The following is a 25,707-nucleotide window of genomic DNA, read 5'->3' on the forward strand; positions in this document are numbered from 1 at the left end:
TCTCTGTCCTCGAACCTGCCGGCGTCCCGTGGCCTGCGCCACGGGCCGGATGGGATCTGTCGCGCGCGGCCTCAGTAGACGCGCGCCTTCGGCTCGATGTACTCGATGTCGTTCGACATCGTGTAGTTGTGCACCGGGCGGTAGTCGATGGTGACGGTCTTGGCTATGTCGTCGACCCAGGCCAGGGTGTGCTTCATCCAGTTGACGTCGTCGCGCTCGGAATAGTCCTCGCGTGCATGGGCGCCGCGGCTTTCCTTGCGGTTGGCCGCGCCGTCCATCGTCACGACGGCCTGGGTGATGAGGTTGTCGAACTCGAGCGTCTCGATGAGGTCCGAGTTCCAGACGAGCGAGCGGTCGGTGACGCGCACGTCCTCCGCGCCGTGCCAGACCTCGCGGATGAGCTTCTGCCCCTCTTCCAGCACCTCGCCGGTGCGGAAGACGGCGCAGTTCGACTGCATCGTGCGCTGCATCTGGAGGCGCAGCTCGGCGGTCGGGGTTCCGCCGCTCGCATTGCGGAAGCGGTCGAGCCGCGACAGCGACAGGTCGGCCGAGTTCTTCGGCAGGTCGGCGTGCGATTCGCCCGGCTTGACGATCTCGGCGGCGCGCAGGCCCGCCGCGCGGCCGAAGACCACGAGGTCGATCAGCGAGTTGGAGCCGAGGCGGTTCGCCCCGTGCACCGACACGCAGGCCGCCTCGCCGATGGCCATCAGCCCCGGCACGACATGGTCGGGGTTGTCGCCCGCCTTGGTCACCACCTCGCCGTGGAAGTTCGTCGGGATGCCGCCCATGTTGTAGTGCACCGTCGGCAGCACCGGGATCGGCTCCTTCGTCACGTCGACGCCGGCGAAGATCTTGGCGCTCTCCGAGATGCCGGGCAGGCGCTCGTGCAGCACCGCCGGGTCGAGGTGGTCGAGGTGCAGGAAGATGTGGTCCTTGTTCTTGCCCACGCCCCGGCCTTCGCGGATCTCCATGGTCATGGAGCGCGAGACCATGTCGCGCGGCGCAAGGTCCTTCACCGACGGGGCATAGCGCTCCATGAAGCGCTCGCCCTCGGAATTGGTGAGATAGCCGCCCTCGCCGCGCGCCCCCTCGGTGATGAGGCAGCCGGCGCCGTAGATGCCGGTGGGGTGGAACTGCACGAATTCCATGTCCTGCAGCGGCAGGCCGGCGCGCAGCACCATGGCGTTGCCGTCGCCCGTGCAGGTGTGGGCGGAGGTGGCCGAGAAATAGGCGCGGCCGTAGCCGCCCGTCGCCAGGATGACGAGATGGGCGCGGAAGCGGTGGATGGTGCCGTCGTCCATCTTCAGCGCCACCACGCCGCGGCAGCGGCCCTCGTCGTCCATGATGAGGTCGATGGCGAAATATTCGATGAAGAACTCGGTGTTGTTCCGCAGTGCCTGGCCGTAGAGCGTGTGCAGGATGGCATGGCCGGTGCGGTCGGCGGCGGCGCAGGTGCGCTGGGCCGGCGGGCCCTTGCCGAAGTCGGTCGTCATGCCGCCGAAGGGTCGCTGGTAGATGCGCCCGTCGACGGTGCGGGAGAAGGGAACGCCCCAGTGCTCGAGCTCGTAGACGGCGGCGGGCGCGTTGCGCACCAGATATTCGATGGAATCCTGGTCGCCGAGCCAGTCCGACCCCTTCACGGTGTCGTACATGTGCCAGCGCCAGTCGTCCGGCCCCATGTTGGCGAGCGAGGCGGCGACGCCGCCCTGGGCCGCCACGGTGTGCGAGCGCGTGGGGAAGACCTTGGTGACGCAGGCCGTCTTGAGGCCCGCCTGGGCGCAGCCGACGGTGGCACGCAGCCCGGCGCCGCCGGCGCCGACGACCACCACGTCGAAGGTGTGGTCGGTGATCGGATAGGCCTGGCCGGTATAGGCCGGGCGGGGAATGCGCAGGATGCCGCCCCGGCCGGCGCCATCGCCCTGCGCCGCCCGCGCGCGCGGCGTGCGCACGGCCTTGGGCGGCGTCTCGACGGCGGCGCCGGCGACCTCCGGTGCGGCGGCGGTCGGTGCGGCAGTGGTCGACGCGGCGGCCTTGGCCCTCGTGCTGCGGCGCGCCGGGGCGCTCGTCTCGGTGCCGGGGGTGGTTCCGTTGCTGGGTGCCTTGGCCATGAACTTACATCCCGCCGAAGGAGATCTTGAGAACCGCGAAGACCGCGGCGGCTGCCACGAGCAGGGCGAAGAAGGTGTTGGCGATCACGGCAGCGACCTTGGCGCCGCCGTGAACGTAGTCCTCGATGATGACCTGCATGCCGATGCGCATGTGATAGGTCGCCGAGAGGATGAAGAGGAGCAGGAGGAGCGCCACGAGCGGGCTGCGCACGAGGGCGATCGCCTCCTCATAGCCGCTGCCCGCCGCGCGGATCACGATGGCGATGAAGGCCACCGCCAGCAATGCGTTGGAGATCGCCGTGAGGCGCTGGTGCCAGAAATGCCCGGTGCCGGACCTGGCAGAGCCAAGACCGCGGACGCGGCCGAGCGGCGTGCGCAGCGAGTGCTTCGTCGATGACATGAAATGCCTCCTCACGAGACCGCGTAGCCGACCACCCACACGAGGAGCGTGAGCGTGGCCGAGGCGATGAGGGTCATGCGGGCGAGGTTCTGGCGGGCGGCGGCGTCGAAGCCGAGGCCCACGTCCCAGATGAGGTGGCGGATGCCGCCGAACATGTGGTGCAGCAGCGTCCAGGTGTAGCCGAAGAGGATCAGCCGGCCGAGGAAGGAGCCGAAGAACCACTGCGCGGTCTCGAAGGCCTCAGGCCCGCTCGCCAGCGCCAGCAGCCAGGCGACCAGGAGGAGGGTGCCCACATAGAGGGCCGAGCCGGTGACGCGATGGACTACCGACATCGCCATCGTCCACGTCCAGCGGTAGATCTGGAGGTGCGGCGAGAGGGGGCGGATGTCTTCCGGTCTCGTCCCGGGCGCTTTCGCCTCGGCCATGTGGGGCCTCCCCGCTTGCAGTCTGGAGTTGCTCGAAGCTATCGGCTTCGTAACGAATGTGGGCGGCAACCGCAATGCAGCATGCCGCCAAAGGCGGTGACATTTTTCCAGCTTTGTAACCGCTTCCTTGCGCCGCCTTATCGCGGCAGAAGCGCCCAATAGTCGAAATCGAGCACGACGGCGGGGTCGTATTCAGAGCCGTTTCGGCCCGGAAAACCGGTGCACGGCGCATTCTTCGCCGCGATGGTGCGCAGCCTCAGGGCGCCCATGTCGCTGCGGCCCTCGAGCTCGGCGGTGTCGAGCACCTCGCTCCAGCAATAGACGGTGTCGCCGGCAAAGAGCGGCGCCACATGCCGCCCGCCGTTGATGGCGGCGATGTGGAAGGCATTGCCGAGGCCGTTGAAGGACAGCGCCCGCGCCAGCGAGATCACGTGGCCGCCGTAGATCAGCCGCCGGCCGAAGCGCGAGCCGGTGGCGGCGTGCTGGTCGAAATGCACCCGGGCGGTGTTCTGGTAGAGCCGGGTCGCGAGCTGGTGCTCGGCCTCCTCCACCGTCATGCCGTCCACATGGTCGATGCGCTCGCCGATGCGGAAGTCGCCCCAGCGCCAGGGGCTGCCGGCAAGGCCGAAGTCATAGGCCTCGACGTCGATGGGCGGGCAGCCGATGCCGAGGTGCGAGGGCTCGACGCTGTCCGCGAGCTGCGGCACGTGCTGGTCCGCGACGGACGCCGCCTCGTCGCGCTTCTTCACCATCACCCAGCGCACATATTCGAGCACCTCGGCCCCGTCGGAGCGCAGCCCGCGCGTGCGCACGTAGACGACGCCGGTCTTGCCGTTGGAATTTTCCTTGAGCCCGATGACCTCGGAGACGGCCGACAGCGTCTCGCCGGGATAGACGGGCTTCAGGAAGCGGCCTTCCGCATAGCCGAGGTTGGCGACCGCATTGAGGGAGATGTCCGGCACGGTCTTGCCGAAGACGACATGGAAGACGAGGAGATCGTCGAGGGGGCTGCGCTCGTAGCCGATCTGCGCGGCGAGGACGTCCGAGGACTGCACGGCGAAGCGCGTGCCGTAGAGCGCCGAATAGAGCGCGGCATCGCCCGCCGTCACCGTGCGCGGCGTCGCGTGGCGGATCACCTCGCCGAGGCGGAAATCCTCGAAGAACCGGCCGGCGCTGGTCTTCATCGGCAATGCTGTGTCCATCGGCTCCTCCCTCGCTGTTTCGCGAGAGACTAGCCTACATGCTGCACTGCGCCATTGCGACCTTGGGCGGAGGCGTTCAGGCCGACGGCACGTCCACCACGACGCCGGTGCGGGCGACCGCCGCCGCGAGCGTGTTGCGCAGGAGGCAGGCGATGGTCATTGGCCCGACGCCGCCCGGCACGGGGGTGATGGCGCCGGCATGCTGCACCGCCTCGTCATAGGCCACGTCGCCGACGAGCCGCGTCTTGCCCTCGCCGCGCTCGGGCGCCGGGATGCGGTTGATGCCGACGTCGATGACGATGGCGCCGGGCTTCACCCAGTCGCCGCGCACCATCTGCGGCCGGCCGACGGCCGCGACGAGGATGTCGGCGCGGCGGCACACGGCCGGCAGGTCGCGCGTCTTGGAATGGGCGACGGTGACCGTGCAGCTCTCGGCGAGGAGCAGCTGCGCCATCGGCTTGCCGACGATGTTGGAGCGCCCGACGACGACCGCCTCGAGCCCGGCGAGCGCCGGCTCGATGGACTTGATGAGCATCAGGCAGCCGAGCGGCGTGCAGGGCACGAGCGCGGGAAGGCCGGTCATCAGGCGCCCGGCATTCTCCGGGTGGAAGCCGTCGACGTCCTTCGCCGGCTCGATCGCCTCGATCACCTTCTGCGCGTCGATATGCGCCGGCAGCGGCAGCTGTACGAGGATGCCGTCGACCGCATCGTCCGCGTTGAGCCGCGCGACGAGGGCGAGGAGCTCGGCCTCGCCCGTCTCCGCCGGCAGGCGGTGCTCGAAGGAGGCCATGCCGGCCTCCACCGTCTGCTGCGCCTTGTTGCGCACATAGACGCTGCTCGCCGGATCCTCGCCGACGAGCACGACGGCAAGGCCAGGCGCGCGGCCGGACCTGGCGAGGAAGTCGGCCGCGGCTTCCGCCACGCGCCGGCGCAGGCCCTCGGCGAAGGCCTTGCCGTCGATGATTCGGGACGTCGGGAGCGTCGTCATGGCCGGTCCTCGTGCTTGATGAGTGCCGCGAGCCGCGCTTCCAGCATAGCGGCGTCGCCGGCGACGGTCAGGATCTTGATGCGTGCGGTGTGCCCGGAGACGAGCGTGACGGCCGAGGCGGCGACGCCGAGGCTCTTGGCGAGCAGCCGGGTGAGCGCCGCATTGGCCGCCCCGTCCTCCGGCACGGCCCGGACGCGGACCTTGATGACGGCGCGCCCGTCCGCCAGCTGCTCGACGCCCTCGATCGCATCGCGCCCGCCGCGCGGCGTCAGGCGCACCGTGAGCGTCAGCCCCTCGCCCGTGCGCGTGACGGCGCCGCTCATGCCTGCCCCACGCCGGCCGGGCTTTAGATGACCGCCGGGTAGACGTAGAGCACGATCACCCGCTGCAGGAAGAAGATGATGAGCAGCAGGATGATGGGCGAGACGTCGATGCCGCCGAGATTGGGCAGGATGGAGCGGATGGGCCGAAGCGCGGGCTCGGTGATCTGGTAGAGGAAGTTCCAGATCGCCCGCACCACGTCGTTGCGCGTGTTGACGACGTTGAAGGCGACCAGCCAGCTGATGATGGCTGAGGCGATCACGAGCCAGGTGTAGAGGTCGAGCACGACCATGAGAACATCGAGAATCGCGCGCATTGAAAATCCGGAGGATGGAGAGGACGGACGGGAGCTTCCGTTTAGCGCTCTCCGCCGCTGTGAACAACCCGTCGCGCTCGCCGCGCGATCACGCGAAACAGCAATTGACAGCCGCCCCCGCGCCGGCCTAAAACGCGCCGACCTTTAGGGGCTGTAGCTCAGTTGGGAGAGCGCTGCAATCGCACTGCAGAGGTCAGGGGTTCGAATCCCCTCAGCTCCACCACCCTCTTTTGCAGAAAAGCTGGAAAATTCGGGCCGGGTTTCGGGTGGCGCATCGCTGCGACGAAACGTGCGCCCTCTGCCCCTCACCGGCTATCCTTAGGTCCGCTCGCTGTTTAGACCGCGACTTTGGTTTTCCAGCCGGTTGAGAAATCGAGCGCCCGCAACAACCCAAAACTATTGATCCATTGAATTCCGAGAGTGTTGCAGACGTCGGGCACATGGCGATTTGCGCGCATGAGTGAGGGTTTGGAGACCTCGGTCGTCACAACGCAACGTGCTTGTGGTGCAGCCATCGCATACGCGATCAGAAATGGGTCCTTGCCCAGCTTAACCACTTCGGTGTCGTTCAGATCTGGCGCGTACCCATGGGCGGTGCACTGCTGCAGTAGCGTGATGTCGACGCTTTCATCCAAGCAGATTGCTTCCTTGTGCTCGGGCGCTTTCAGCCAGTCCGCCAAGTCGTCTGTTCCGTTGGTAATTTCTTCGAGGTTTTCGATCGGCATTTTAAGATGGCCGGCATTGCCCATATGTACGAGCCATTCCCAAAACTCGGGCACCCGGTCGAGGGGATAATAAGAGTTGTTGGCCGTAATCATTACGTTGGCATCGAGCAGATAGAGCAAGTTCTAGCCCCTATGCTGCTCGACCGGACGGATCCGCGCTGGAAAGCAGCGGAAACACGTTTGCCGGACGCACTGCCAAGATGCGTGCAGCCTTCGAGGGCGACAAGGCCCCATCTGCCACCATCCGCCGAGATAGGTCCAGCAGCCGCCCGCCAAGCCGGTGGCGACGAACGGTGTAGTAGTTCGGCCCCTCACCGTCTCGACTACGCTCCCGGTCCAACTGGCGCTTGCGGAGCCAGTGCTGCCGAAACATGGCACTCAACTGCGACCATTGAGACCGATCAATTATGCCAGCACGAAAAAGCTTATAGGTCACGAGAGAGCGACTCACCTGCCGCGCGTCGGCAATTTCGCCGATGCGCATCGCAACCTCATCCAGTGGCAGCCCCCCAACTGCGCGCTCGCGTTCGATCTCGCCATTGGGCAACAGGAAATTTCCTGCGACGTCGTTGCAGAACTGCTCAATGGCGGAAATAGCGTTCGCCCCGCTTACGCCAGTTGCGCCGAGCCAGATATGCGCCACTTCGTGAAGCAGGGTAAAGCACCACGCCCTGTCACTGTCCTGATCGTTGATGACAATGAACGGCGCAACGGGATCCGCCAAAGCGAAGCCGCGGAAAATCTCGACATCTAGGGTGCTGTGATGGCTCCCCAGATTGCCAACTAGCAGCACGAAAATGCCCGCGCGCTCGGCCCGCTCTCGAAGATAAGTAAATCCCTTTGGGGCAGTGCGGTCTCCCCGTATCCCGTTGCGGAACTGCTCACGATCAAGTTCCAGTGTTCGAACTATGGAATCGAGTACGGCCGACACACCGTCCTGCATAGTCATGGAGGCGACGAACGGCAGCGAAACCGCCTCGTCTTCGGCTTCGAGCACCGCCCGCACCATCTCTTGCCGGGCCTTGATATCTCGAATGAGTGCATCGACAAGCGCGTCGTCGCGCCGGGAATGGTCCGGCGGCAGGGTGCGGAAATCGTGCCCGCGCTCACTCACCCTTGGCGGTTGCGGCAGATAGAACGTTAGGAGCGGGCGCCGGTAGTGCTGAACCATTTTCAGCAGCAAAGGGCGGCTCGGCTCAACCGCGCCGCTCTCGTACGCCGCCAGCCGCTTAATTGCAGGCACGCCGCGTGCGTCCCTGATACCGAGCTTTTCGACGGCCTCTCCCAGGGTGAGTCCTGCCGTCTCGCGCGCCCATTGCAATATCGTTGGGTTCACCTTTGGCATAGGATCCCCGGTCTCCCTGCTCGGCCGCCACAGCTCTTCTAGAACTAACGCACTAAGGATATTTTCGTTTGAATGCACGCCACACCAAATCTGGTAGCCCGTCAAACTGTAAGTCAGCCGGGTGCAAAAATGGTGAAGCTGCGCGGGCTTACAGGACGGACTCTGCGATTTTGCGGTGTACCGCGACAGGCACCTCCCTCAAATCGCCGGCAGTCCCAGCCATTTCGCCATCGCCTCGAGGATCAGGTTGATCGACAGGGCGGCGAGCACGATGCCCATCACGCGGCGCAGCACGTTGGCGCCGTGGCGGCCGATGAGGCGTGACACGGTCCCGCCTGACAGGAAGAGGCCGAGCAGGATGAGCATGTTGAGCGCCAGCATGGCGACCGTCTCCACCTGCTCGATGAAGGTCAGGCGGTTGTTGTCCATCAGGATGACGATGGCGAGCATGGCCCCCGGCCCGGCGATGATCGGCACCGCCAGCGGGTAGACGGCGACGCTCGCCGCGTCGTTTGCGCCCGCCTCGGCCGTCGGCGCCGGCCCCTTGTCGCCGAGGGTCATCGACAGCGCGAAGATGAGCAGGATGATGCCGCCGGCGATCTGGAAGGAGATGAGCGAGATGTTCATCGCCGCCAGCGCATATTGGCCGATGACGGCGAAGACGAGGAGGATGACGAAGGCGACGGGGACGGCGATGAGGGCCGCCTTGCGCCGCTCGGCCCGGTCGAGCCCGCCGGTGACCGAGAGGAAGAGCGAGGTGTGGCTGATCGGGTCGAGGACGGCGAGAAGCGTCATGAACTGCGTGACGAGCAGGGTCTGGTCGATCAGCACGATCGGCTCCGGAAGAGGAAGGTGACGGCGAGGGCGAGGATGGAGGGGAACGGACGTCTCAGGCGGTCCCGGTTCCGCCGATCTCGTCGATCCGGGCCGCCATGATGAAGTCGTTCTCGTGCAGGCCCTTGATCTTGTGGGTCTGCAGCGTGACCGTCGCATAGCCCCAGCCGAAGGCGATGTCCGGGTGGTGGCCCTGCTCCTCGGCAAGCTCCGACACGCGCGCCACGAAATCGAAGGCTCCCGCGTAGTTCCTGAAGCGGAAGGTGCGCGCGATGCGCGTGGCATCGCCGTTGACCTCCCACTGCGGCACCCGTTTCGCGTAGTGCGCGACGGCTTCGGGGGACAAAGGCGGCGTCCCGCCCTTGCAGGGCGTGCAGGTCTTGGTGGCGAGATCGTCGGTCATGGCTATTCCCGCTGCCGGGTCACGGAATCTCGTACAGGGTGACCTCGTCGTCGATGCCGCGCAAGGCGCGTCGCTGCGCCAGCGGCGTCAGGCCGGTGCGGGCAAGCAGGTTCGACACCTCCGGCCGCTCGACGACGGAGCCCGTGGCGTAGATCGCCTGCGATTCGGCAAGGCCCTGCACGCGCGAGGCGATGTTCACCGTCTGGCCGAAATAGTCCTGCCGCTCGTTGAGGCTGACGGCGAGGCACGGGCCTTCGTGCAGGCCGATCTTCAGCATCAGGTCCTCGCTGCCGTGGGCGGCGTTGAGGCGGCGCATGGCGTCGCGCATGCGCAGCGCGGCGGCGACGGCCCGTTCCGGCGTCGGGAAGGTCGCCATCACTGCATCGCCGATGGTCTTGACGATGGCGCCGGCCTCCGCCGCCACGATGTCGCCGAGCACACGGAAGTGCTCGCGCACGAGGTCGAAGGCGGCAAGGTCGCCCACGCGCTCATAGAGCCGGGTCGATCCCTTGAGGTCGGTGAAGAGGAAGGTGAGGCTGGTGATCTTCAGCCGCTGGTCGACGTTGAGCGTCTCCGTCCGGTAGATGTCGCGGAAGGTCTGGTTGCTGAGGAGCCGCTTGGCGGTGAGGAACGGCCGGCGCCGGCCGATGAGCGTGTGTAGCGCCTCGCCTGCGGCGAAGAGGCCGGGCAGGACGCGCCGGCTGGTGCGGTTCTCGAGCGTGAGGCGCAGCGGGCCGGGCTGCAGGCGGACGGCCTCGTTCGGCGCATGCACGGCGTCGATGACGAGGGAAAGCGAGCGCCGCTCGCGCGTCTCGTCGCTGTCGGCGTCGATGAACTGCACGGAATGGGTGACCGGATCGAAGACGATGATGAAGCCCCGCGGCAGCTGCAGCGAGAGGAGGGCCTTCTCCCCGGGCGGCAGTTCGATGGCCTCGATGATGATCTCGTCGAGCTGCGCCTCGATCTCCTCCGGCAGGTCGACGCCCGAGCTCCAGAAGATCTGGCGGAAATACTCGTGGATCGGCAGGCGGTCCGGCTCGTGCGCCGCGATCTGCCGCACGCGCGGGTTCACCGTGAACGTCACCTCCACCATCTCGTCGAGGGTCGGCTCGTAGCCCGCCGCGCACAGCGTGCAGCTGTAGGAGGAGCGGTCGAGCGTACCGAGCGTCGCATTGGCGTCGAGCACGCCGCCGCAGCCCGGGCACAATACGTTCCATGACATGTCGAACAGGCCGAGATGGGCGGCATGGAGGAAGGCGGCGATGGCGGCCTCCTCGTCGAGACCCTCGCGCGCCGCGAAGGCGAGCACGTTGACGCGGTTGAGCATACGGTCCGCGCCGTGCCGGACGAGGCGCTCGATGGCCTCGGCCGCCGCCGGCTCGGCCGTCTGACGCAGCAGGGAAAAGAGCGCTTCCGTCTCGGCCATCGGACGGTGCTCCGCAACCATTATTTTATAAGTATAGCACGATCAGCGGCAGCTGCCGCGCTCAGGCCGCAGGGGCGCGGGCGATCGCCAGGCCCGAGGCCGGTTGGGGCCGGGCCGGTGCGGCACCGGCGGCGAGCCAGTGGTCGAGAAAGGCATCGAGCCACAGGGCGACGGCGGGGTCGTACATGAAGCGCCCGCGGTGGTGCAGGTGCGAGGCCTGGGCGCCCGGCAGGCTCAGCCGCTCGCTGGCGCGTGTCGTCCAGCGATAGATCATGGCGTGCGTCACCTCGGGGTGGAACTGCAGGCCGAAGGCCGCGGGCCCGACTCGGAAGGCCTGGTTCGGAAAATCCGCGCCCTCGGCGAGAAGCTCGCCCCCGGGCGGGCAGTCGAGCCCCTCCCGGTGCCATTGGTAGACATGCGAGGGCCACGGCGCGCCCGTCTCGCTGGCGAAGCGCCGCCCGGTCGTCGTCGGCTTGAGGGGATAATAGCCGATTTCGGCAAGGCCCGAGGGATGCGGATCGACGCGCCCGCCGAGGTGCTTCGACAGCATCTGCGCGCCGAGGCAGAGGCCGAGCAGCGGCTTCTTCTCATCGAGCGCGACGCCGATCCAGTCGATCTCGCGCTTCACCCAGTCATCGGGGTCGTTGGCGCTCATGGGCCCGCCGAAGACGACGGCGCCGGCGTGCAGTTCGAGCGTCTGCGGCAAGGGATCGCCGAAGCGCGGGCGGCGGATGTCGAGCAGGTGGCCGCGCTCTGCAAGGAGCCGGCCGACCCGGCCGGGCGTCGAATGCTCCTGGTGCAGGACGATGAGAACGGGCAGCCGGGCCGCCTCAGCCATCAGGCCCCTCCGTCGACGTCCGCCAGCGCGCTCTGGCGCAGCGCCTCGGCCTCGCGCTCGCTCAGCCCGAGCCGGCGGGCGGAGCGCCACAGGAGGCCGTCCTCGATCTCGGCGACGTGCCCGTCGATCTTCGCGAGCTCCCAGGCGGCGGCCATCAGCTCGCGGCGCCCGTCCGGCGGCAGCAGGCGCTTCAGGTCCTCGAAGGCGTCGTCCACGTCCTCGCGCGAGCGCTCGGCCACGATGGCGGCCTCGATGATCCGGAGCGCCTCGCGCGGCGAGAGGCGGAAGCGGCGTCCGACGAGGTCGGCGAGCTTGGCGCGCTCGTCGCCCGTCAGGCGCCCGTCGCCCCCGGCGATGTGCACGAGGACGATGGCGAGCGACAGCAGGGTGTCGGGGGTGCGGCCCTTATCCTCGCGCGCCGGCGCGGCCTGGTGCCGGGGCAAGCGTTCGAAGAGGCGGGCGATGCTGGAGATGAGGCGGACTGGACGGGTCATGGACATCGGAACGATTTCAGGCTGCCATCCTGTCCGATCGGACGACGGCGCTCAACCCCGCCTTTTTCACAATCCGCCCATCTTGCAGATGATGTCCCACTCGGCGCCGCTCACCGGTTGCACCGACAGGCGTGAATTGTTGACGAGCACCATCTCGGCGAGGGAGGGCGTGTCCTTGATTTCGTCAAGCGTCACCGGCCGGGGCAGCGCCTTCACGGCCTTGATGTCGACCATGCCGAAGCGGCCGCTCGCGTCAGTGTGGTCAGGATAGTACTCCTTGATCACCTCGACGATGCCGACGACGGCCTTGCCTTCGTTGGAATGATAGAAAAAGCCGGTCTCGCCCTTCTTCATCGCCATCATGTTGAGCTTGGCGGAATGGTTGCGCACGCCGTTCCAGAACGTGCCCTTCGCGCCTTCCGCGACCTGCTGGTCCCACGACCAGGTCGCCGGTTCGGATTTGAACAGCCAGTGCGCCATGACCTCTCCCCGTTCGTCAGATGATCTCGTGTTCGGCGCGGATCGGCCGGTTGAGCAGTGCGCCGATCGCCGCCTCGACGGACATTTCCCCCGCGACGAGCGCGGCGACGGCTTCCGAGATCGGCATTTCGACCCCGTGCTGGCCGGCCATCGCGACGAGCGCCGCGGCCGTGAAGGCGCCTTCCGCCAGCTTGCCGCCGGAGGCTTCGGAAAGCGGCACGCCACGCCCCAGCGCCTCGCCGAAGGCGAAGTTGCGCGATTTCGCCGAGCCGCAGGTGAGCACGAGGTCGCCGAGGCCGGACAGCCCCATCAGCGTCTCGGGCCGGGCACCGAGGGCGCGCGCGAAGCGCATCAGCTCGGCGAAGCCCCGGGCCACCATGGCGGCCCGGGCGCTCTCGCCGAGGCCGCAGCCCATGACGATGCCGCAGGCGATGGCGAGCACGTTCTTGGCCGCGCCGCCGATCTCGACCCCGCGCACGTCGGTGCCGTGATAGATGCGGAAGGCGGGGCTCGCAAGCGCCGCGGCGAGGCCGCGGGCGGTCTCCTCCTGCGCGCAGGCCAGCACCACGGCGGTCGGCAGGCCCCGCACCACGTCCTCGGCGAAGCTCGGGCCGGACAGGACGGCAGATACTGCCGCCGGCAGCTCCTCGGCGACGATGTCGCTCATGAAGCGGCTCGACGTGCGCTCGATGCCCTTGGCGCAGATGACGACGGGCGTACCGGGGGCGAGCCGGGGCGCGAGCGCGCGGGCCGCCTCGCGCAGGGCCTGCGCCGGCACGACGAGGAGCAGCGCCCGCGCGGCCGCCGTCGCGCCGAGGTCGGCCGTGACGGTGATCGCGGCATGGAGCGGCGCACCGGGAAGGAAACGCAAGTTCTCGCGCGCGGTCTCGATGGTGCCGGCATGCTCGGCATCGCGCGCGACGAGGGTGACGGTACGCCCGGCCTGGGCCGCCGCATTGGCGAGGGCCGTGCCCCAGGCGCCGGCCCCGACGATGACGAGCGGATCGGCGATCATGCCGCGGAGGCCGCCTCGAGCGGCCAGCGGGCGCGGGCGGGAGCGGTGAGGTCGTCGGTGAGGCCGAGGCGCAGGCGCTCGAGCCCCGTCCAGGCGATCATCGCCCCGTTGTCGGTGCACAGGGCCGGTGGTGGCGTGACGAGGGGCAGGCCGGCCTCGGAGGCAAGGCGCGTCAGGCCGCGGCGGATCGCCTGGTTGGCGGCGACGCCGCCGGCGACGACGAGCGCCGTCGGGTGCCCCGCCTTCTGCCGGAAGGCGCGCAGGCCCATGCGCACCCGGTCGGCGACGACGTCGACCACGGCCGCCTGGAAGGAGGCGCAGAGGTCGGCCACGTCACGCGCCGAGAGCGGGGCGATGCGCTCGGCCTCGATGCGCACGGCGGTCTTGAGGCCGGAGAGCGAGAAGTCCGGGTCCGGCCGGCCCGCCAGCGGCCGCGGCAAAGCGAAGCGCGCCGGGTCGCCGTGGAGCGCCTGGCGCTCCACCTCCGGCCCGCCGGGATAGGGCAGGCCGAGCATCTTCGCCGTCTTGTCGAAGGCCTCGCCGATGGCGTCGTCGATGGTGGTGCCGAGGCGGACGTAATCGCCGACGCCGCGCACCGCGAGCAATTGCGTGTGCCCGCCCGAGGCGAGCAGCAGCAGATAGGGAAAGGCGACGCCGTCGGTCATCCGCGCCGTCAGCGCATGAGCCTCGAGATGATTGACGGCGATGAAGGGCTTGCCGGACACGAGGGCGAGCGCCTTGCCGGTGGTGAGGCCGACGATGACGCCGCCGATGAGGCCGGGGCCGGCCGCGGCGGCGACGGCGTCGATGTCCTTCAGCGTGACGTCGGCCGCCTTCAGCGCCCGCGCTACCAGCCGGTCGATGACCTCGACATGGGCGCGCGCCGCGATCTCCGGCACCACGCCGCCATAGGCGGCATGTTCCGTGATCTGGGTGAGGATCTCGTTCGACAGGATGACGCCGCGCCCGTCGCCGGCAAGGCCGACGACGGCGGCTGCCGTTTCGTCACAGGTGGTCTCGATGCCAAGAACGCGCATGATTCGCTGGGTTCTGAAGGGGCTGCGATCGGTCGCGGTTCGCAAAAGCGCCGCTTCCCCCTATAGAGCATGGCGTAAAGCCGTGGGAACCGGTTTTTCGCCGCAGCAGGGTGGTAGGGCATGCGATAGTGAGGTGCGGGAGCGGCTCTGTGGCCTCCCGCCTGCACGAATCGCCCGCCGGCCGCGGGCCCCGTGAACGGAGTTGGATGGAACCATGATTGCAACGACCGGCGCACCTGTCATCGGCACGCGCGGCAGCCCGCTCGCCCTCGCCCAGGCGCGGCAGGTGCAGGCGCTCCTCGGTGGGGCGCTCGGCTGCCCGGCCGAGGCCGTCGCGCTCTCGGTCATCAAGACGACGGGCGACATGATCCAGGACCGGGCGCTGTCGGAGGCCGGCGGCAAGGGCCTGTTCACCAAGGAGCTCGACAGCGCGCTCCTCGACGGGCGCATCGCCCTTGCCGTCCATTCCGCCAAGGATCTGCCGACCGTCCTGCCGGACGGGCTCGTCATTGCCGGCTATCTTGCCCGCGAGGACGTGCGCGACGTGCTGATCAGCCGCGGTGCGCGGAGCATCGCCGAGTTGCCGCGCGGCGCCGTGGTCGGCAGCGCCTCGCTGCGCCGGCAGGCGCAGGTGCGGCGCCTGCGGCCCGATGTCTCGGTCACGCTGCTGCGCGGCAATGTCGGCACCCGCCTCGCCAAGGTCGAGAGCGGCGAGATCGACGCGACCCTCCTGGCCCTCGCCGGGCTGCGCCGGCTCGGCCTCGCCGACAAGGCGACCGCCGTGCTCGACACCGAGGATTTCCTGCCCGCCATCGGCCAGGGCGCCATCGCCATCGTGACCCGGGCCGACGATCTTGCCCTGCGCGAGACGCTGATGCGCTTCACCGACCCGGGGACCGGCGTGGCGCTGGAGGCCGAGCGCGCCTTCCTGCGCGTGCTCGACGGCTCGTGCCGCACGCCCATCGCCGGCCTGGCGCGGGTGGAGGGGACAGGCCTCTCCTTCCGCGGCATGCTGCTGGCGCCCGACGGCAGCGACTGGGTGGCCGTCGAACGCAGCGGCCCGATCGCCGAGGCGCTCGGCCTTGGAGAGGACGCGGGACGCGAAGTGGTGGCCCGCGCGCGCCCGGCGCTCCTGGGAAAATAGGCATGGCGGGCGTCCTCGTCCTGCGGCCGGAAAGGGCGGCGCGCCGGACGGCGCGGCGCCTCGGCGAGCGCGGCCATGCCGTCGTCGTCGCTCCGCTCCTGACCATCCATTCCACGGGTGAGCCGCGCCCGGCGGGAGCCTTCGACGGTGTCGTCGTCACCAGCCCCAACGCCTTCGAAGCCTTGGGCGAGGGGGATGTCGCGGCGCTCGCCGCGCTGCCCCTCCTTGCGGTCGGCGAGCGCACGGGCGAGGTGGCGCGCCAGGCCGGCTTTGCGGCCGTCACGGCGGCGGCGGGCGACCGCATCGCCCTCGCGACGCTCGCCCCGTCGGTTTTCGCGTCCGGGGCGCGGCTCCTCCTCGTCCTCGGCCGCGATCACAAGGCCGATACGCCCGCTCTTCTCGCCGCGACCGGCTTCGCGGTCGTGCCGTGGATGGCCTATGTCGCGGAGGCGGAACAATCGCTGCCTCCGGCGGTCGTGGCGGCGCTCGGCGGCGGCACACTCGCGGTCGCGCTGCATTATTCCCGCCGCAGCGCGGCCCTGGCGCTCGCCCTCGCCGAGCGGGCCGGCTGCGGCGAAGCATTCCGTGCCTTGCGCCACCTGTGCCTGTCCGAGGATGTCGCCGCGCCGCTCCGGGCCGCCGGCGTCCGGGACGTCGTGGCCGCCGCGACGCCGCACGAGGATGCCTTGCTGGCCCTGCTGCCGGCGCATGGCGACAGATGACGCGCAGCCGCTGGGCTCGCCATGGGCGGGCGGCTGATGTTAAGAGCTTGAGGGTTCATCATGGCCCGTCCGGGCGCACCGGCGGTGCCGAGCAAATGATGGAGAGAGGTCTGCATGAGCGACGAGAAGCCGACGGGCCGGACGCCCCGGACAGCCCGCACGAAGGCGGGGCGCGTTGCGCAGACGACCGACCGCGAAGTGACCGAGGCCATCGCGCCGCCGCCCGCCGATGTCGCGGCCGTTGAGGCGGCGGCCACGCCCCGGGAGACCCCGCCGGCCGAGGACATGCCTGCCGCTCCGCCGCCGGAGGCGCCAACTCCGCCTGGCGATGTGTCGGCTACCGAGGAAGGGCCGGGCGCAGGCGAAACCCCTCCAGGCGACGAACGCGCCGAGGAAGCGCCGGCCGATGAGGTGCCCGCCGACCGCGACGCCCGGGATTTGCGAACGGCCGAACCGGCTACGGCGCCTCGCCAGGGCCTCCAGAGTTCGCTCCTCGTGGCGGCTGCCGTCGGCGGTATCGTCGGCGCCGCCGCAGCCATGCTGCTGCCGGTGCTCGTCGGTCCGGCCAACGACACCGCGGCGCGCCTTGCCGTCGTCGAGCGCAGCCTCGCCAATGTCGTCGGCCGTGAGGATCTCGAGGCGCTCGAGGCGCGCATGACCTCCGCCTCCCGCGAAGACGACGGCCTGACGGCGCGCATCAACGGCCTCGCCAACGAGATCGAGGGGCTGCGGTCCGTCGAGGGCGCGTCGCCGGCGGAGCTTCGCGCGATCCGCGACGAGCTGAGCCGACGTGTCGACGCGCTCGAAGGGGCCGTGCGCAGCCTCGATCCGGGCGTCATCAGCGACGTCTCGCGCCGGCTGGAGGCCCTGGGCGCCCGGCTCGATGCCGCCGAAAGGCAGATCGCCGACGGCGCCGCCGAGCCGATCGGCAATGCCGCGGGCCGGCTCGCCGTGGCGGAGCTGCTGCTGACCGCGATCCGCTCCGGCCAGCCCTTCGAGAAGGAGATCACGGTGCTCGAGCGCCTCGGCACGCCGGCGGAGTTCCTGTCCCCGCTCAAGCCGCAGGCGCGCGCCGGCTTGCCGACCACCGAGAGCCTGCGCCCGGGCCTACGCGAAGGCCTGGCCCGTGCGGCCGAAACCGAGCGCCGCACGCGTCCCGAGGCCAGCCTCTGGGAGCGCCTGAGCGACAGTGCCGCCGGCCTCGTGCGGGTCGAGCGCGTCGGCAGCGGGGAGCAGCCCGCCGACGCCGTCGATGCGGCGCTCGCCCGCGGCGATGCCGCGGCGGCGCTCGCGGCCTGGGAGCGGCTGTCGCCGGCCGAGCAGCAGGCGACGCGTGAATGGGTCGCGGCGCTGAGGGCCCGCGCGGAAGCGGAGCAGGCGGCACTCGCCGTGCGCGGCGCCGCCGTCGACGCCTTCGGCGGCAACGGGTGAGGGCGCAGCCATGATTCGCGTTCTCGTCTTCCTCGTCCTTCTCGCCTTCGTCGCGCTCGGCGCCGCCTGGCTCGCCGACCACCCGGGCGAGGTGGTGCTCACCTGGCAGGACTACCGCATCAGCACGCCGCTCAGCGTCGCCGTGGCGGCGCTCATCGGCATCGTCACGGCGCTCGTCATCGTGTGGAGCGTGGTGCGCTTCGTCTTCAAGCTGCCGGACCTCGTCACCATCGCCTCGCGGGCCCGCCGCCGGGCGCGCGGCTTCGCCGCCGTGTCGCGCGGCATGGTGGCCGTCGGCTCGGGCGATCCCGCCGCCGCGCGCCGCCATGCGGGCGATGCCGAGCGCTGGCTCGGCCGCGAGCCGCTGACGCTGCTGCTCAAGGCCCAGGCCGCGCAGATCTCCGGCGATCGGGCAGGGGCCGAGGCCGCTTTCAACGACATGCTCGACGAGCCCGAAACGCGGGTGCTCGGCCTGCGCGGCCTGTTCGTCGAGGCGCGGCGCAAGGGCGATCTCGTCGCCGCCCGGGCCCATGCGGCCAAGGCGGCGGAACTCGCGCCGAGCGTCGGCTGGGCCAACGAGGCGGTGCTCGAGTTCCAGTCCGCCGAACGCGACTGGCGCGGGGCGCTCATGACCCTCGAGCGGCGCGCGGCGCTGCGGCTCATCGACCGCGCCGAGGCGCGCCGCCAGCGTGCCGTGCTCCTGACGGCCGACGCCATCGACCGGGCGGAGAAGGACCCCGACGCCGCGCTCACCGCCGTGCGCGAGGCGGTCAAGCTCGCGCCCGATCTCGTGCCCGCCGCCGTGCTGGCCGGCCGGCTTCTCGCCCGCGCCGGCAAATACCGCAAGGCGGCCAAGACCCTCGAGGCGGCCTGGGTGCGGCTGCCGCATCCTGATATCGCCGCAGCCTATGTCGAGATCCGCTCCGGCGATTCGGCGCGTGACCGGCTCGCCCGCGCCGAGACGCTGGCGCGGCTGGCATCGGATTCCGCCGAATCGCGGCTGATGCTGGCCCGGGCCGCGCTCGACGCGCGCGAATTCGCCCGCGCCCGCGAGGCGCTGGCCCCGCTCATCGCGGAGCGCCCCACGCTGCGCACCTGCGTGCTGATGGCCGACATCGAGGAGGCCGAGCACGGCGAGACGGGGGCCGTACGCGCCTGGCTGGCCCGTGCCTCGCGCGCGCCGCGCGATCCCGCCTGGCTCGCCGACGGCGTCATCTCCGACACCTGGTCGCCGGTCTCGCTGGTCAGCGGCCGGCTCGACGCCTTCGTCTGGGGAACGCCGAGCGAGCAGATCGCCGCCCAGCACCGTGACGCGCAGGAGACGCACCGGGCCGACGCCGTCATCGGTGACGGCGACGAGCGCCGTGCGGCCGAAGCGCTGCCCGAAATCGCGCCGCCGGCGCCGGCGGCACCCGCCCGGGAGCCTTCCGCCGCTGCCGTCGACGCCCAGCCGGCTTCCGAACACACACCGACTTCACCGCCTGAAGCGCGTTCCGAGCCCGAGCGGTCGCCGGAGGCCGAACCGCCGTCCAAGCCCGAACCCGCCCCCGTGTCCGAACCGGCAGACAAGGCCCGGCCGCCGGCAGCGGCAGCACCTGCACCGGAGGCCGAGGAGGCCGCCGCGCCCGCTGAGACGCCGTCGCCCGCTCCTCCCGCCCCGCCGGAGGAGAAGCCATCGCCCGTTCCGGTACCGCAGCCTGTGAAGGAGGCGGCGAAGGGATCGGGGCGGCGCGGCGCCTCGGAGGCGACGCCGCCTGGGGAGCCTGCCGGCAATGCCGCTCCCCGCAGGGCCCGGCAGGCGAGCCCGGTCATCTTCCCGGTCAGCCGTCCGCCCGACGATCCCGGGCCGGTGACCGGGGAGGACGAGGTCGGCCCCGTGCGCCGCACCATCGTGACCTGATCGCGGCCGCTCATGCACAGGCCGCGCGCGGCCGCCGGCGCGGAATCGCGCGAGGCACTTGCCAAGGCGGGGTGATTGACGCTAGAAGGCGCGCGCGTGCCGCGGTAGCTCAGCTGGTAGAGCAACGCATTCGTAATGCGTGGGTCGGGGGTTCGAATCCCTTCCGCGGCACCATTCCTGCTTCGCGCAAGCCCACCACGCAGATTTGTCCGTCTTCGCCGAGCGAAGCGGGATGCTGCGGAGCCTTGCCGGAGGGGCCCGTGAGGCTGTGAAGGGCAACCGCTCCTCCCCGTCATGCCCGCGCTTGTCGCGGGCATCCACGCCTCGCCGTTGCGCAAGGCTGAAAGGCGCGCATGGCCGGAACAAGTCCGGCCATGACCCGCAAGGACGCCCCGGCACGCGCCTCTGGTGAAGCCTTCTCCCAACGTCGAAGAGACGAAAGTGTGACCCTTGGCGCCTTGCCGGTGCCGGTCGCCCTTCGCATAATGCCGCCCGATCGATCGTTTCCACGCCGCCATCCACTTGGATGGTGGGCCGGAGGCTGCGTTTGGACCGGTGCCGATGAAGGCCCGGCCGAGGTTTCGGGAGGACGTCATGCAGGAGAAGGTCTACGAGGTGCCGGCCGATTGGGCGAAGCGCGCCTACGTGGATGAGGCTCGCTACAGGGAGATGTACGAGGCCTCGATTCGGGATCCCGAGGCGTTCTGGGACGAGCACGGCCGGCGCATCGACTGGTTCACGCCCTACGAGAAGGTCAAGAACGTCTCCTACGCGCCGGGCGAGGTCTCCATCCGCTGGTTCGAGGACGGCGTCACCAACGTCGCCTACAACTGCATCGACCGGCATCTGGAGACGCGCGGCGACCAGACGGCCATCATCTGGGAGGGCGACGATCCGTCCGAATCCCGCCTCATCACCTATCGCGAGCTGCACGACGAGGTCTGCCGCTTCGCCAACGTGCTGCGCAACCGCGGCGTCGAGAAGGGCGACCGCGTCACCATCTACATGCCGATGATCCCCGAGGCGGCCTTCGCCATGCTGGCCTGCGCGCGGCTCGGCGCCATCCACTCCGTCGTCTTCGGCGGCTTCTCGCCCGATTCGCTCGCCGGCCGCATCGAGGACTGCGCATCCAAGGTCGTCATCACGGCGGACGAGGGCCTGCGCGGCGGGCGCAAGGTGCCGCTCAAGGCCAATGTCGACGCGGCCATCGCCAAGGTGGGCGGCGTCGACCACGTCGTCGTCGTGCGCCGCACCGGCGCCGATGTCGCCATGGAGCCGGGCCGCGACGTCTGGTACCACGAGGCGGCCGCGCTGGTGACGAGCGAGTGCCCCTGCGAGCCCATGGAGGCGGAGGATCCGCTCTTCATCCTCTACACCTCGGGTTCCACCGGCAAGCCGAAGGGCGTGCTGCACACCACGGGCGGCTATCTGGTCTATGCATCGATGACGCATCAGTACGTCTTCGACTATCACGACGGCGACATCTTCTGGTGCACGGCCGACGTCGGCTGGGTGACCGGGCACAGCTACATCCTCTACGGGCCGCTCGCCAACGGCGCGACGACGCTCATGTTCGAGGGCGTGCCGAACTACCCGGACAATTCCCGCTTCTGGCGCGTGATCGACAAGCACCAGGTGAATATTTTCTACACCGCGCCCACCGCCATCCGCGCGCTGATGCAGGCCGGCGACGAGCCGGTGAAGAAGACCTCGCGCGCCTCGCTGCGCCTGCTCGGCTCGGTCGGCGAGCCGATCAATCCGGAGGCCTGGGAGTGGTACTATCGCGTGGTCGGCGACGGGCGCTGCCCCATCGTCGACACCTGGTGGCAGACCGAGACCGGCGGCATCCTGATCTCGCCGCTGCCCGGCGCCATCGCGCTGAAGCCCGGCTCGGCCACGCGGCCGTTCTTCGGGGTGAAGCCCGAGATCGTCGATGCCGAGGGCAAGGTGCTGGAGGGCGCGACCGAGGGCAACCTGTGCATCGCCGATTCCTGGCCGGGCCAGATGCGGACGGTCTACGGCGACCACCAGCGCTTCATGGATACCTATTTCGCCACCTATCCCGGCAAGTACTTCACCGGTGACGGCTGCCGGCGCGACGCCGACGGCTATTACTGGATCACCGGCCGCGTCGACGACGTCATCAATGTCTCCGGCCACCGCATGGGCACGGCCGAGGTCGAATCGGCGCTCGTGGCCCACGCCAAGGTATCGGAGGCCGCCGTCGTCGGCTATCCGCACGACATCAAGGGCCAGGGCATCTACGCCTATGTGACGCTGATGGCGGGCGAGGAGCCGACGGAGGAGCTGCGCAAGGAGCTCGTCCAGTGGGTGCGCAAGGAGATCGGCCCGATCGCTTCGCCCGACCTCGTGCAGTTCGCTCCGAACCTGCCGAAGACCCGCTCGGGCAAGATCATGCGCCGCATCCTGCGCAAGATCGCCGAGGACGAGTTCTCGAACCTCGGCGACACCTCGACGCTGGCCGACCCGTCGGTGGTGGACGATCTCATCCACAACCGGCAGAACAAGCGCGTGCCGGCCTGAGGCCGCTGCCGCTGGAGCAGCTCTGATCCCTCTCCCCGCAAGCGGGGAGAGGGCCGGTCCGCCTCAGTGCCGGAAGTGGCGGTGGCCGGTGAAGACCATGGCCAGGCCCGCCTCGTCGGCGGCCTTGATCACCTCGTCGTCGCGCATGGAGCCGCCGGGCTGGATGACGGCCGTGGCGCCGGCCTCGGCTGCGGCGAGGAGCCCGTCGGCGAAGGGGAAGAAGGCGTCGGAGGCGACGACCGAGCCCTTGGCCAGCGTCTCGGGAAGGCCCGCCGTCTTCGCCGCTTCCGCCGCCTTCCAGGCCGCGATGCGCGAGGAATCGACGCGGCTCATCTGCCCGGCCCCGATGCCGACGGTGGCGCCGCCCTTGGCATAGACGATGGCGTTCGACTTGACGTGCTTGGCGACGCGGAAGGCGAACTTGAGGTCTGCGAGCTCGGTCGCCGTCGGGGCGCGCTTCGTCACCACCTTGAGGCTCATGTCGTCGACGACGGCGCTGTCGCGCGCCTGGGCGAGGAAGCCGCCCGCGACCGTGCGCAGGGCGAGCCCGCCGGCGCGCGGATCGGGCAAGCCGCCGGTCACGAGCAGGCGCAGGTTCTTCTTCGCCGCGACGATGGCGACCGCCTCGTCGCTGGCTTCGGGGGCGATGATCACCTCGGTGAAGATCTCGACGATCTTCCTCGCCGCTTCCGCATCGAGCCGGCGGTTGAGGGCGACGATGCCACCGAAGGCCGAGACGGGATCGCAGGCGAGGGCCTTCTCATAGGCGTCGAGAAGGTTCGCGCCCTCCGCGACGCCGCACGGGTTCGCGTGCTTGACGATGACGACGGCGGCGGTGCGGGCCGGGTCGAACTCGGCCACGCACTCGAAGGCGGCGTCGGTGTCGTTGATGTTGTTGTAGGAGAGCTGCTTGCCCTGCAGCTGGCGTGCCGTGGCGACGCCGGGGCGCTGCTCCGGCGTGCGGTAGAAGGCGGCCCACTGGTGCGGGTTCTCGCCGTAGCGCATCGGCTCGGCCAGCGCGCCGCCGAGCGCCCGGAAGGCCGGCGCCGTCTCGCCGAGCTGGCCGGCGAGCCAGTTGGAGATGGCGGAATCGTAGGCGGCGGTGCGCGCGTAGGCCTTCTGCGCCAGGCGGCGGCGCAGCGTCAGGGTCGTCGCGCCGTCATGCGCCTCGAGATCGGCCAGCACCGCGGCATAGTCCTCGGGCTCGACGACCACGGCGACGTCGTCGTGGTTCTTGGCGGCGGCGCGGATCATCGCCGGGCCGCCGATGTCGATGTTCTCGATGCAGTCGTCATAGGCGGCGCCCTTCGCCACCGTCGCCTCGAAGGGGTAGAGGTTGACGACGAGCAGGTCGATGGGCCCGATGCCATGGGCGAGCATGGCCGCCTGATGCTCGGGATTGGCGCGGATGGCGAGAAGCCCGCCGTGCACGGCCGGGTGCAGCGTCTTGACGCGCCCGTCCATCATCTCGGGAAAGCCCGTCACGTCCGAGACATCGGCGACGGTGAGGCCGGCGTCGACGAGCGTCTTGCGCGTGCCCCCGGTCGAGACGAGGGCGATGCCCCGGGCCGCGAGCGCGGCGGCGAATTCGACGAGGCCCGTCTTGTCGGAGACGGACAGGAGGGCGCGGGTGACGCGCCTGACTTCACTCGGCATTACGCGATGTCCTTCGGCATTCTGGCTCCCGGCAGCCGGCCGCAGAGCCTCTGCCGGCGCCGTCGCCCCGGCGCTTAGCACGAATGCGCCGCCGACAAAACGCGCGATGCGGGTGCGATGGGCCTCAGATGCCTTCGAGAGGCAGCGGCTCCTCGTCCGGCCGGGCGGCCGAACGTCTTGCGCCCGTGCTGTTGTGGCGCCCGATGCGCTGGAAGGACCAGCGCACCGCATGGGTGTCGGCCGCATCGAGCGAGAGCACGATCTGCTCGGTCCGGCGCGTGCCGTCCGGGGCAGCGAAGAACACGCTTTCCTCGATGGCGAGGGGCACGTGCTCGGCCTCGAAGGTCCAGGCTTCGCCATCGGGCAGGAGCAGCATCACCGCCTGCCCGCTCTGCAGGCGGCTGGCGCGCACGGAGGGGTGGAGGTGGAAGCGGACGGCGACATCCGTCATGCCCGGCGTCGGGTCGATGAGGATGAAGATGTCCTCGCCCGCGAGCTGCTCGCCCCCGGCGGCAAGGCGCAGGCGGCGCTCGTGCACGATGCCGAAGCGCTGCACATAGCCGTCGTGCGCGGCGACGAGCACGACGTCGCCGTCCTCGCCCCTGCGCGACACCGGCACGTCCTGCGGGCCGGAGAGGATGGGCGCGCCGATCCAGCGGCCGAGGCGGGCGCCGAGCGACAGGTCGTCGCCCGCACCGGCGAAGTGGCAGGAGGAGGCGTCGTGCACCGTCGCCGTCGAATGGGCGGCGGTGGAGCGCGTGGCGACCGGCACCGGCCCCGTGCCGCGCGGCGCGCCGCAATTGACCACGATGCGACTGATGCCCGCCGTCAGCTCGAAGGAGAGGCAGCCGGCATGCGCTTCGCCCGAGAAGGCTGCGGGCGGCGGGCGGCCGGTGTCGACGATGACGACGGTACCACCGGCCTGAAGCCGCTCGTAGCCGCTGTGCGGCGCGTGCTCCATGCCCTGCGCGCGGGCATCGTCATAGACGAGCAGCGTCGCGATGAGATCCGGCGCCGTGCCGCCCATGCCGTTGAACAAGGCGATGGAGCCGTCGCCGTGCCGGAACAGGCGCAGCATCGGCATCATGCGGTCGATGGCGCGCAGGAGCGGCGCCGGCGGCTCGACGCTGCGCGCCGCATAGGTCTGGCGGAGCGGCAGCAGGTCGGCGAGGAGGTCGATCAGGACGCGCGGGTTGCGGCTGATATGGCCGCCGTCGGGCAGGATCTGGCGCGACAGTTCCTCGGCGAGCGTGCGGCTGGCGCCGCGATGCAGCCGGGCATAGCCATCGAGGCACAGGCCCGCATAGGCGAGCGCCACCGCCGTCATCAGCCGCTCCTCGCCGCGCGCGCCGCCGGCGAGCGCCCGCTGCAACTGGCTGACCGAGCGGCCGAGCGCCTTCATCAGCCGCCGGTAGAAGGCGTGGTCGGCACCCTCCAGCAGCAGCGGCGACTGGGTGAGAAAGGCGATGAGCCGTCGTGCGACGATGGTTGGCTCGGCCGCGAGGCCGCGCCGGTCATGGCCGCCGGCGAGGAAATCGTCGACGAGTGCGCGGGCATTGGCGCGGGCCAAGGCGGAATCGGCCGCCCGCAGATGGCGCAGCCAGCCGAAGCTGTAGAGCTGCTCTGCCCAGGCCCGGCTCGGCGGCACCGCCTCGAAGGGCGAGCGCCCCTGCGCCTGCACGACGCGGCCGGCGAAGGCGAAATAGCCGGCGTAGATGTCGCCCGCGACGGTCGGATCGGTGGTGCGCAGGTCCTGCGGGGCGATGATGAGGCGGCTCGGCGCCTGCCGGCGCATGGGCTGCAGCAGGGCGCGCAACGAGCCGGTGGCGAGGTTGCGCGCACGCCGAGCGAGCTCGCCGAGGGCAAGTCCCATGAGCCGCCACCGATCGGCGCTTCCGGCCACGATCGCTCCCGCCTTGTCCGCGTGCATCGCTTGCGCTTTCGTCAACACTT

The 25,707-nt window shown here is 70.0% G+C and carries 24 protein-coding genes and 2 tRNA genes; 7 read left to right on the top strand and 19 right to left on the bottom strand.

Annotation, left to right across the window (positions count from 1 at the left end; genetic code table 11):
• Positions 1-71: 71 nt before the first annotated feature.
• From sdhA to GGR16_RS20540, 7 genes are all read right to left on the bottom strand, one after another.
• The gene (sdhA, locus tag GGR16_RS20510; RefSeq protein WP_246373220.1) at positions 72-2,108 is read right to left on the bottom strand and encodes a succinate dehydrogenase flavoprotein subunit; all 2,037 of its coding nucleotides are present in this window, start codon (positions 2,106-2,108) and stop codon (positions 72-74) included.
• Between the two features lie 4 nt (positions 2,109-2,112).
• A complete protein-coding gene (gene sdhD / locus GGR16_RS20515) occupies positions 2,113-2,508 on the bottom strand; it encodes a succinate dehydrogenase, hydrophobic membrane anchor protein (RefSeq protein ID WP_183317846.1) in 396 nt (131 codons plus the stop codon).
• An 11-nt stretch (positions 2,509-2,519) separates the two neighbouring features.
• Complete coding sequence (gene sdhC / locus GGR16_RS20520) at positions 2,520-2,933, bottom strand: succinate dehydrogenase, cytochrome b556 subunit (protein ID WP_019404940.1); 414 nt, start codon at positions 2,931-2,933, stop codon at positions 2,520-2,522.
• 137 nt (positions 2,934-3,070) lie between these two features.
• Positions 3,071-4,117: a MaoC family dehydratase gene (locus tag GGR16_RS20525; protein WP_053193543.1), complete on the bottom strand. Its 1,047-nt coding sequence runs from the start codon at positions 4,115-4,117 to the stop codon at positions 3,071-3,073.
• A 94-nt stretch (positions 4,118-4,211) separates the two neighbouring features.
• Positions 4,212-5,123 (bottom strand): bifunctional methylenetetrahydrofolate dehydrogenase/methenyltetrahydrofolate cyclohydrolase FolD, encoded by a 912-nt coding sequence (gene folD / locus GGR16_RS20530; RefSeq protein WP_019404938.1) that lies wholly within the window; start codon positions 5,121-5,123, stop codon positions 4,212-4,214.
• Positions 5,120-5,446, bottom strand: coding sequence for a DUF167 family protein (locus GGR16_RS20535; protein ID WP_019404937.1), 327 nt, complete (start codon positions 5,444-5,446; stop codon positions 5,120-5,122). Before GGR16_RS20535 ends, folD begins: the two co-directional genes overlap by 4 nt.
• A 23-nt stretch (positions 5,447-5,469) precedes the next feature.
• Positions 5,470-5,760, bottom strand: coding sequence for a YggT family protein (locus tag GGR16_RS20540; protein ID WP_019404936.1), 291 nt, complete (start codon positions 5,758-5,760; stop codon positions 5,470-5,472).
• Positions 5,761-5,907: 147 nt separating this feature from the next.
• On the opposite strand from GGR16_RS20540, the gene GGR16_RS20545 reads away from it, so the two are divergent.
• A tRNA-Ala gene (locus tag GGR16_RS20545) sits at positions 5,908-5,983 on the top strand.
• 112 nt (positions 5,984-6,095) lie between these two features.
• Here the strand turns inward: GGR16_RS20545 and GGR16_RS20550 are convergent.
• From GGR16_RS20550 to tsaD, 10 genes are all read right to left on the bottom strand, one after another.
• A complete protein-coding gene (locus GGR16_RS20550; RefSeq protein ID WP_026015621.1) occupies positions 6,096-6,605 on the bottom strand; it encodes a DUF4411 family protein in 510 nt (169 codons plus the stop codon).
• Positions 6,606-6,615: 10 nt separating this feature from the next.
• Positions 6,616-7,830 (bottom strand): ImmA/IrrE family metallo-endopeptidase, encoded by a 1,215-nt coding sequence (locus GGR16_RS20555; protein WP_019404934.1) that lies wholly within the window; start codon positions 7,828-7,830, stop codon positions 6,616-6,618.
• A gap of 198 nt (positions 7,831-8,028) precedes the next feature.
• Positions 8,029-8,661 carry a MarC family protein gene (locus GGR16_RS20560; RefSeq protein ID WP_183317848.1) on the bottom strand — a complete coding sequence of 211 codons (633 nt, stop codon included), beginning with the start codon at positions 8,659-8,661 and terminating at the stop codon, positions 8,029-8,031.
• Positions 8,662-8,719: 58 nt separating this feature from the next.
• Entirely contained in the window at positions 8,720-9,067 is a 348-nt protein-coding gene (locus GGR16_RS20565; RefSeq protein ID WP_019404932.1) for a 4a-hydroxytetrahydrobiopterin dehydratase, read from the bottom strand.
• A gap of 19 nt (positions 9,068-9,086) precedes the next feature.
• Entirely contained in the window at positions 9,087-10,493 is a 1,407-nt protein-coding gene (locus GGR16_RS20570) for an adenylate/guanylate cyclase domain-containing protein (protein WP_019404931.1), read from the bottom strand.
• A 61-nt stretch (positions 10,494-10,554) separates the two neighbouring features.
• A complete protein-coding gene (locus GGR16_RS20575) occupies positions 10,555-11,331 on the bottom strand; it encodes a glutamine amidotransferase (protein ID WP_019404930.1) in 777 nt (258 codons plus the stop codon).
• Complete coding sequence (locus GGR16_RS20580) at positions 11,331-11,825, bottom strand: tellurite resistance TerB family protein (protein ID WP_157672293.1); 495 nt, start codon at positions 11,823-11,825, stop codon at positions 11,331-11,333. Before GGR16_RS20580 ends, GGR16_RS20575 begins: the two co-directional genes overlap by 1 nt.
• 66 nt (positions 11,826-11,891) lie before the next feature.
• Positions 11,892-12,305 (bottom strand): EVE domain-containing protein, encoded by a 414-nt coding sequence (locus GGR16_RS20585; RefSeq protein ID WP_183317850.1) that lies wholly within the window; start codon positions 12,303-12,305, stop codon positions 11,892-11,894.
• Between the two features lie 16 nt (positions 12,306-12,321).
• Positions 12,322-13,320, bottom strand: a complete 999-nt coding sequence (locus GGR16_RS20590) for an NAD(P)H-dependent glycerol-3-phosphate dehydrogenase (RefSeq protein WP_183317852.1) — start codon at positions 13,318-13,320, stop codon at positions 12,322-12,324.
• Positions 13,317-14,357: a tRNA (adenosine(37)-N6)-threonylcarbamoyltransferase complex transferase subunit TsaD gene (gene tsaD, locus GGR16_RS20595; RefSeq protein WP_183317854.1), complete on the bottom strand. Its 1,041-nt coding sequence runs from the start codon at positions 14,355-14,357 to the stop codon at positions 13,317-13,319. Before tsaD ends, GGR16_RS20590 begins: the two co-directional genes overlap by 4 nt.
• A 214-nt stretch (positions 14,358-14,571) precedes the next feature.
• Between tsaD and hemC the strand changes: the two genes are divergently transcribed.
• From hemC to acs, 6 genes are all read left to right on the top strand, one after another.
• The gene (gene hemC / locus GGR16_RS20600; protein ID WP_183317856.1) at positions 14,572-15,501 is read left to right on the top strand and encodes a hydroxymethylbilane synthase; all 930 of its coding nucleotides are present in this window, start codon (positions 14,572-14,574) and stop codon (positions 15,499-15,501) included.
• Between the two features lie 2 nt (positions 15,502-15,503).
• Positions 15,504-16,223 carry a uroporphyrinogen-III synthase gene (locus GGR16_RS20605; RefSeq protein ID WP_183317858.1) on the top strand — a complete coding sequence of 240 codons (720 nt, stop codon included), beginning with the start codon at positions 15,504-15,506 and terminating at the stop codon, positions 16,221-16,223.
• 114 nt (positions 16,224-16,337) lie between these two features.
• Positions 16,338-17,654, top strand: coding sequence for a COG4223 family protein (locus tag GGR16_RS20610; protein ID WP_183317860.1), 1,317 nt, complete (start codon positions 16,338-16,340; stop codon positions 17,652-17,654).
• A 10-nt stretch (positions 17,655-17,664) separates the two neighbouring features.
• Positions 17,665-19,554, top strand: coding sequence for a heme biosynthesis HemY N-terminal domain-containing protein (locus GGR16_RS20615; RefSeq protein ID WP_183317862.1), 1,890 nt, complete (start codon positions 17,665-17,667; stop codon positions 19,552-19,554).
• 98 nt (positions 19,555-19,652) lie between these two features.
• Positions 19,653-19,728 (top strand) — tRNA-Thr (locus GGR16_RS20620).
• Positions 19,729-20,148: 420 nt separating this feature from the next.
• Positions 20,149-22,098: an acetate--CoA ligase gene (gene acs / locus GGR16_RS20625; protein ID WP_183317864.1), complete on the top strand. Its 1,950-nt coding sequence runs from the start codon at positions 20,149-20,151 to the stop codon at positions 22,096-22,098.
• Between the two features lie 63 nt (positions 22,099-22,161).
• Here acs and purH read toward each other — a convergent pair whose 3' ends face one another.
• Positions 22,162-23,754: a bifunctional phosphoribosylaminoimidazolecarboxamide formyltransferase/IMP cyclohydrolase gene (purH, locus tag GGR16_RS20630; protein ID WP_183317866.1), complete on the bottom strand. Its 1,593-nt coding sequence runs from the start codon at positions 23,752-23,754 to the stop codon at positions 22,162-22,164.
• A gap of 124 nt (positions 23,755-23,878) precedes the next feature.
• On the bottom strand, positions 23,879-25,627 hold the full coding sequence (locus GGR16_RS20635) for a heparinase II/III family protein (RefSeq protein ID WP_246373222.1): 1,749 nt from the start codon (positions 25,625-25,627) through the stop codon (positions 23,879-23,881).
• Positions 25,628-25,707 lie beyond the last annotated feature (80 nt).

It is taken from the genome of Chelatococcus caeni (assembly GCF_014196925.1).
Lineage (GTDB): Bacteria > Pseudomonadota > Alphaproteobacteria > Rhizobiales > Beijerinckiaceae > Chelatococcus_A > Chelatococcus_A caeni.

Coding starts and splice junctions, on each gene's coding strand:
- sdhA (WP_246373220.1), bottom strand. CDS start 2,108: ATGGCCAAGGCACCCAGCAACGGAACCACCCCCGGCACCGAGACGAGC.
- sdhD (WP_183317846.1), bottom strand. CDS start 2,508: ATGTCATCGACGAAGCACTCGCTGCGCACGCCGCTCGGCCGCGTCCGC.
- sdhC (WP_019404940.1), bottom strand. CDS start 2,933: ATGGCCGAGGCGAAAGCGCCCGGGACGAGACCGGAAGACATCCGCCCC.
- GGR16_RS20525 (WP_053193543.1), bottom strand. CDS start 4,117: ATGAAGACCAGCGCCGGCCGGTTCTTCGAGGATTTCCGCCTCGGCGAG.
- folD (WP_019404938.1), bottom strand. CDS start 5,123: ATGACGACGCTCCCGACGTCCCGAATCATCGACGGCAAGGCCTTCGCC.
- GGR16_RS20535 (WP_019404937.1), bottom strand. CDS start 5,446: ATGAGCGGCGCCGTCACGCGCACGGGCGAGGGGCTGACGCTCACGGTG.
- GGR16_RS20540 (WP_019404936.1), bottom strand. CDS start 5,760: ATGCGCGCGATTCTCGATGTTCTCATGGTCGTGCTCGACCTCTACACC.
- GGR16_RS20555 (WP_019404934.1), bottom strand. CDS start 7,830: ATGCCAAAGGTGAACCCAACGATATTGCAATGGGCGCGCGAGACGGCA.
- GGR16_RS20565 (WP_019404932.1), bottom strand. CDS start 9,067: ATGACCGACGATCTCGCCACCAAGACCTGCACGCCCTGCAAGGGCGGG.
- GGR16_RS20570 (WP_019404931.1), bottom strand. CDS start 10,493: ATGGCCGAGACGGAAGCGCTCTTTTCCCTGCTGCGTCAGACGGCCGAG.
- GGR16_RS20575 (WP_019404930.1), bottom strand. CDS start 11,331: ATGGCTGAGGCGGCCCGGCTGCCCGTTCTCATCGTCCTGCACCAGGAG.
- GGR16_RS20580 (WP_157672293.1), bottom strand. CDS start 11,825: ATGACCCGTCCAGTCCGCCTCATCTCCAGCATCGCCCGCCTCTTCGAA.
- GGR16_RS20585 (WP_183317850.1), bottom strand. CDS start 12,305: ATGGCGCACTGGCTGTTCAAATCCGAACCGGCGACCTGGTCGTGGGAC.
- GGR16_RS20590 (WP_183317852.1), bottom strand. CDS start 13,320: ATGATCGCCGATCCGCTCGTCATCGTCGGGGCCGGCGCCTGGGGCACG.
- tsaD (WP_183317854.1), bottom strand. CDS start 14,357: ATGCGCGTTCTTGGCATCGAGACCACCTGTGACGAAACGGCAGCCGCC.
- hemC (WP_183317856.1), top strand. CDS start 14,572: ATGATTGCAACGACCGGCGCACCTGTCATCGGCACGCGCGGCAGCCCG.
- GGR16_RS20605 (WP_183317858.1), top strand. CDS start 15,504: ATGGCGGGCGTCCTCGTCCTGCGGCCGGAAAGGGCGGCGCGCCGGACG.
- GGR16_RS20610 (WP_183317860.1), top strand. CDS start 16,338: ATGAGCGACGAGAAGCCGACGGGCCGGACGCCCCGGACAGCCCGCACG.
- GGR16_RS20615 (WP_183317862.1), top strand. CDS start 17,665: ATGATTCGCGTTCTCGTCTTCCTCGTCCTTCTCGCCTTCGTCGCGCTC.
- acs (WP_183317864.1), top strand. CDS start 20,149: ATGCAGGAGAAGGTCTACGAGGTGCCGGCCGATTGGGCGAAGCGCGCC.
- purH (WP_183317866.1), bottom strand. CDS start 23,754: ATGCCGAGTGAAGTCAGGCGCGTCACCCGCGCCCTCCTGTCCGTCTCC.
- GGR16_RS20635 (WP_246373222.1), bottom strand. CDS start 25,627: ATGGGACTTGCCCTCGGCGAGCTCGCTCGGCGTGCGCGCAACCTCGCC.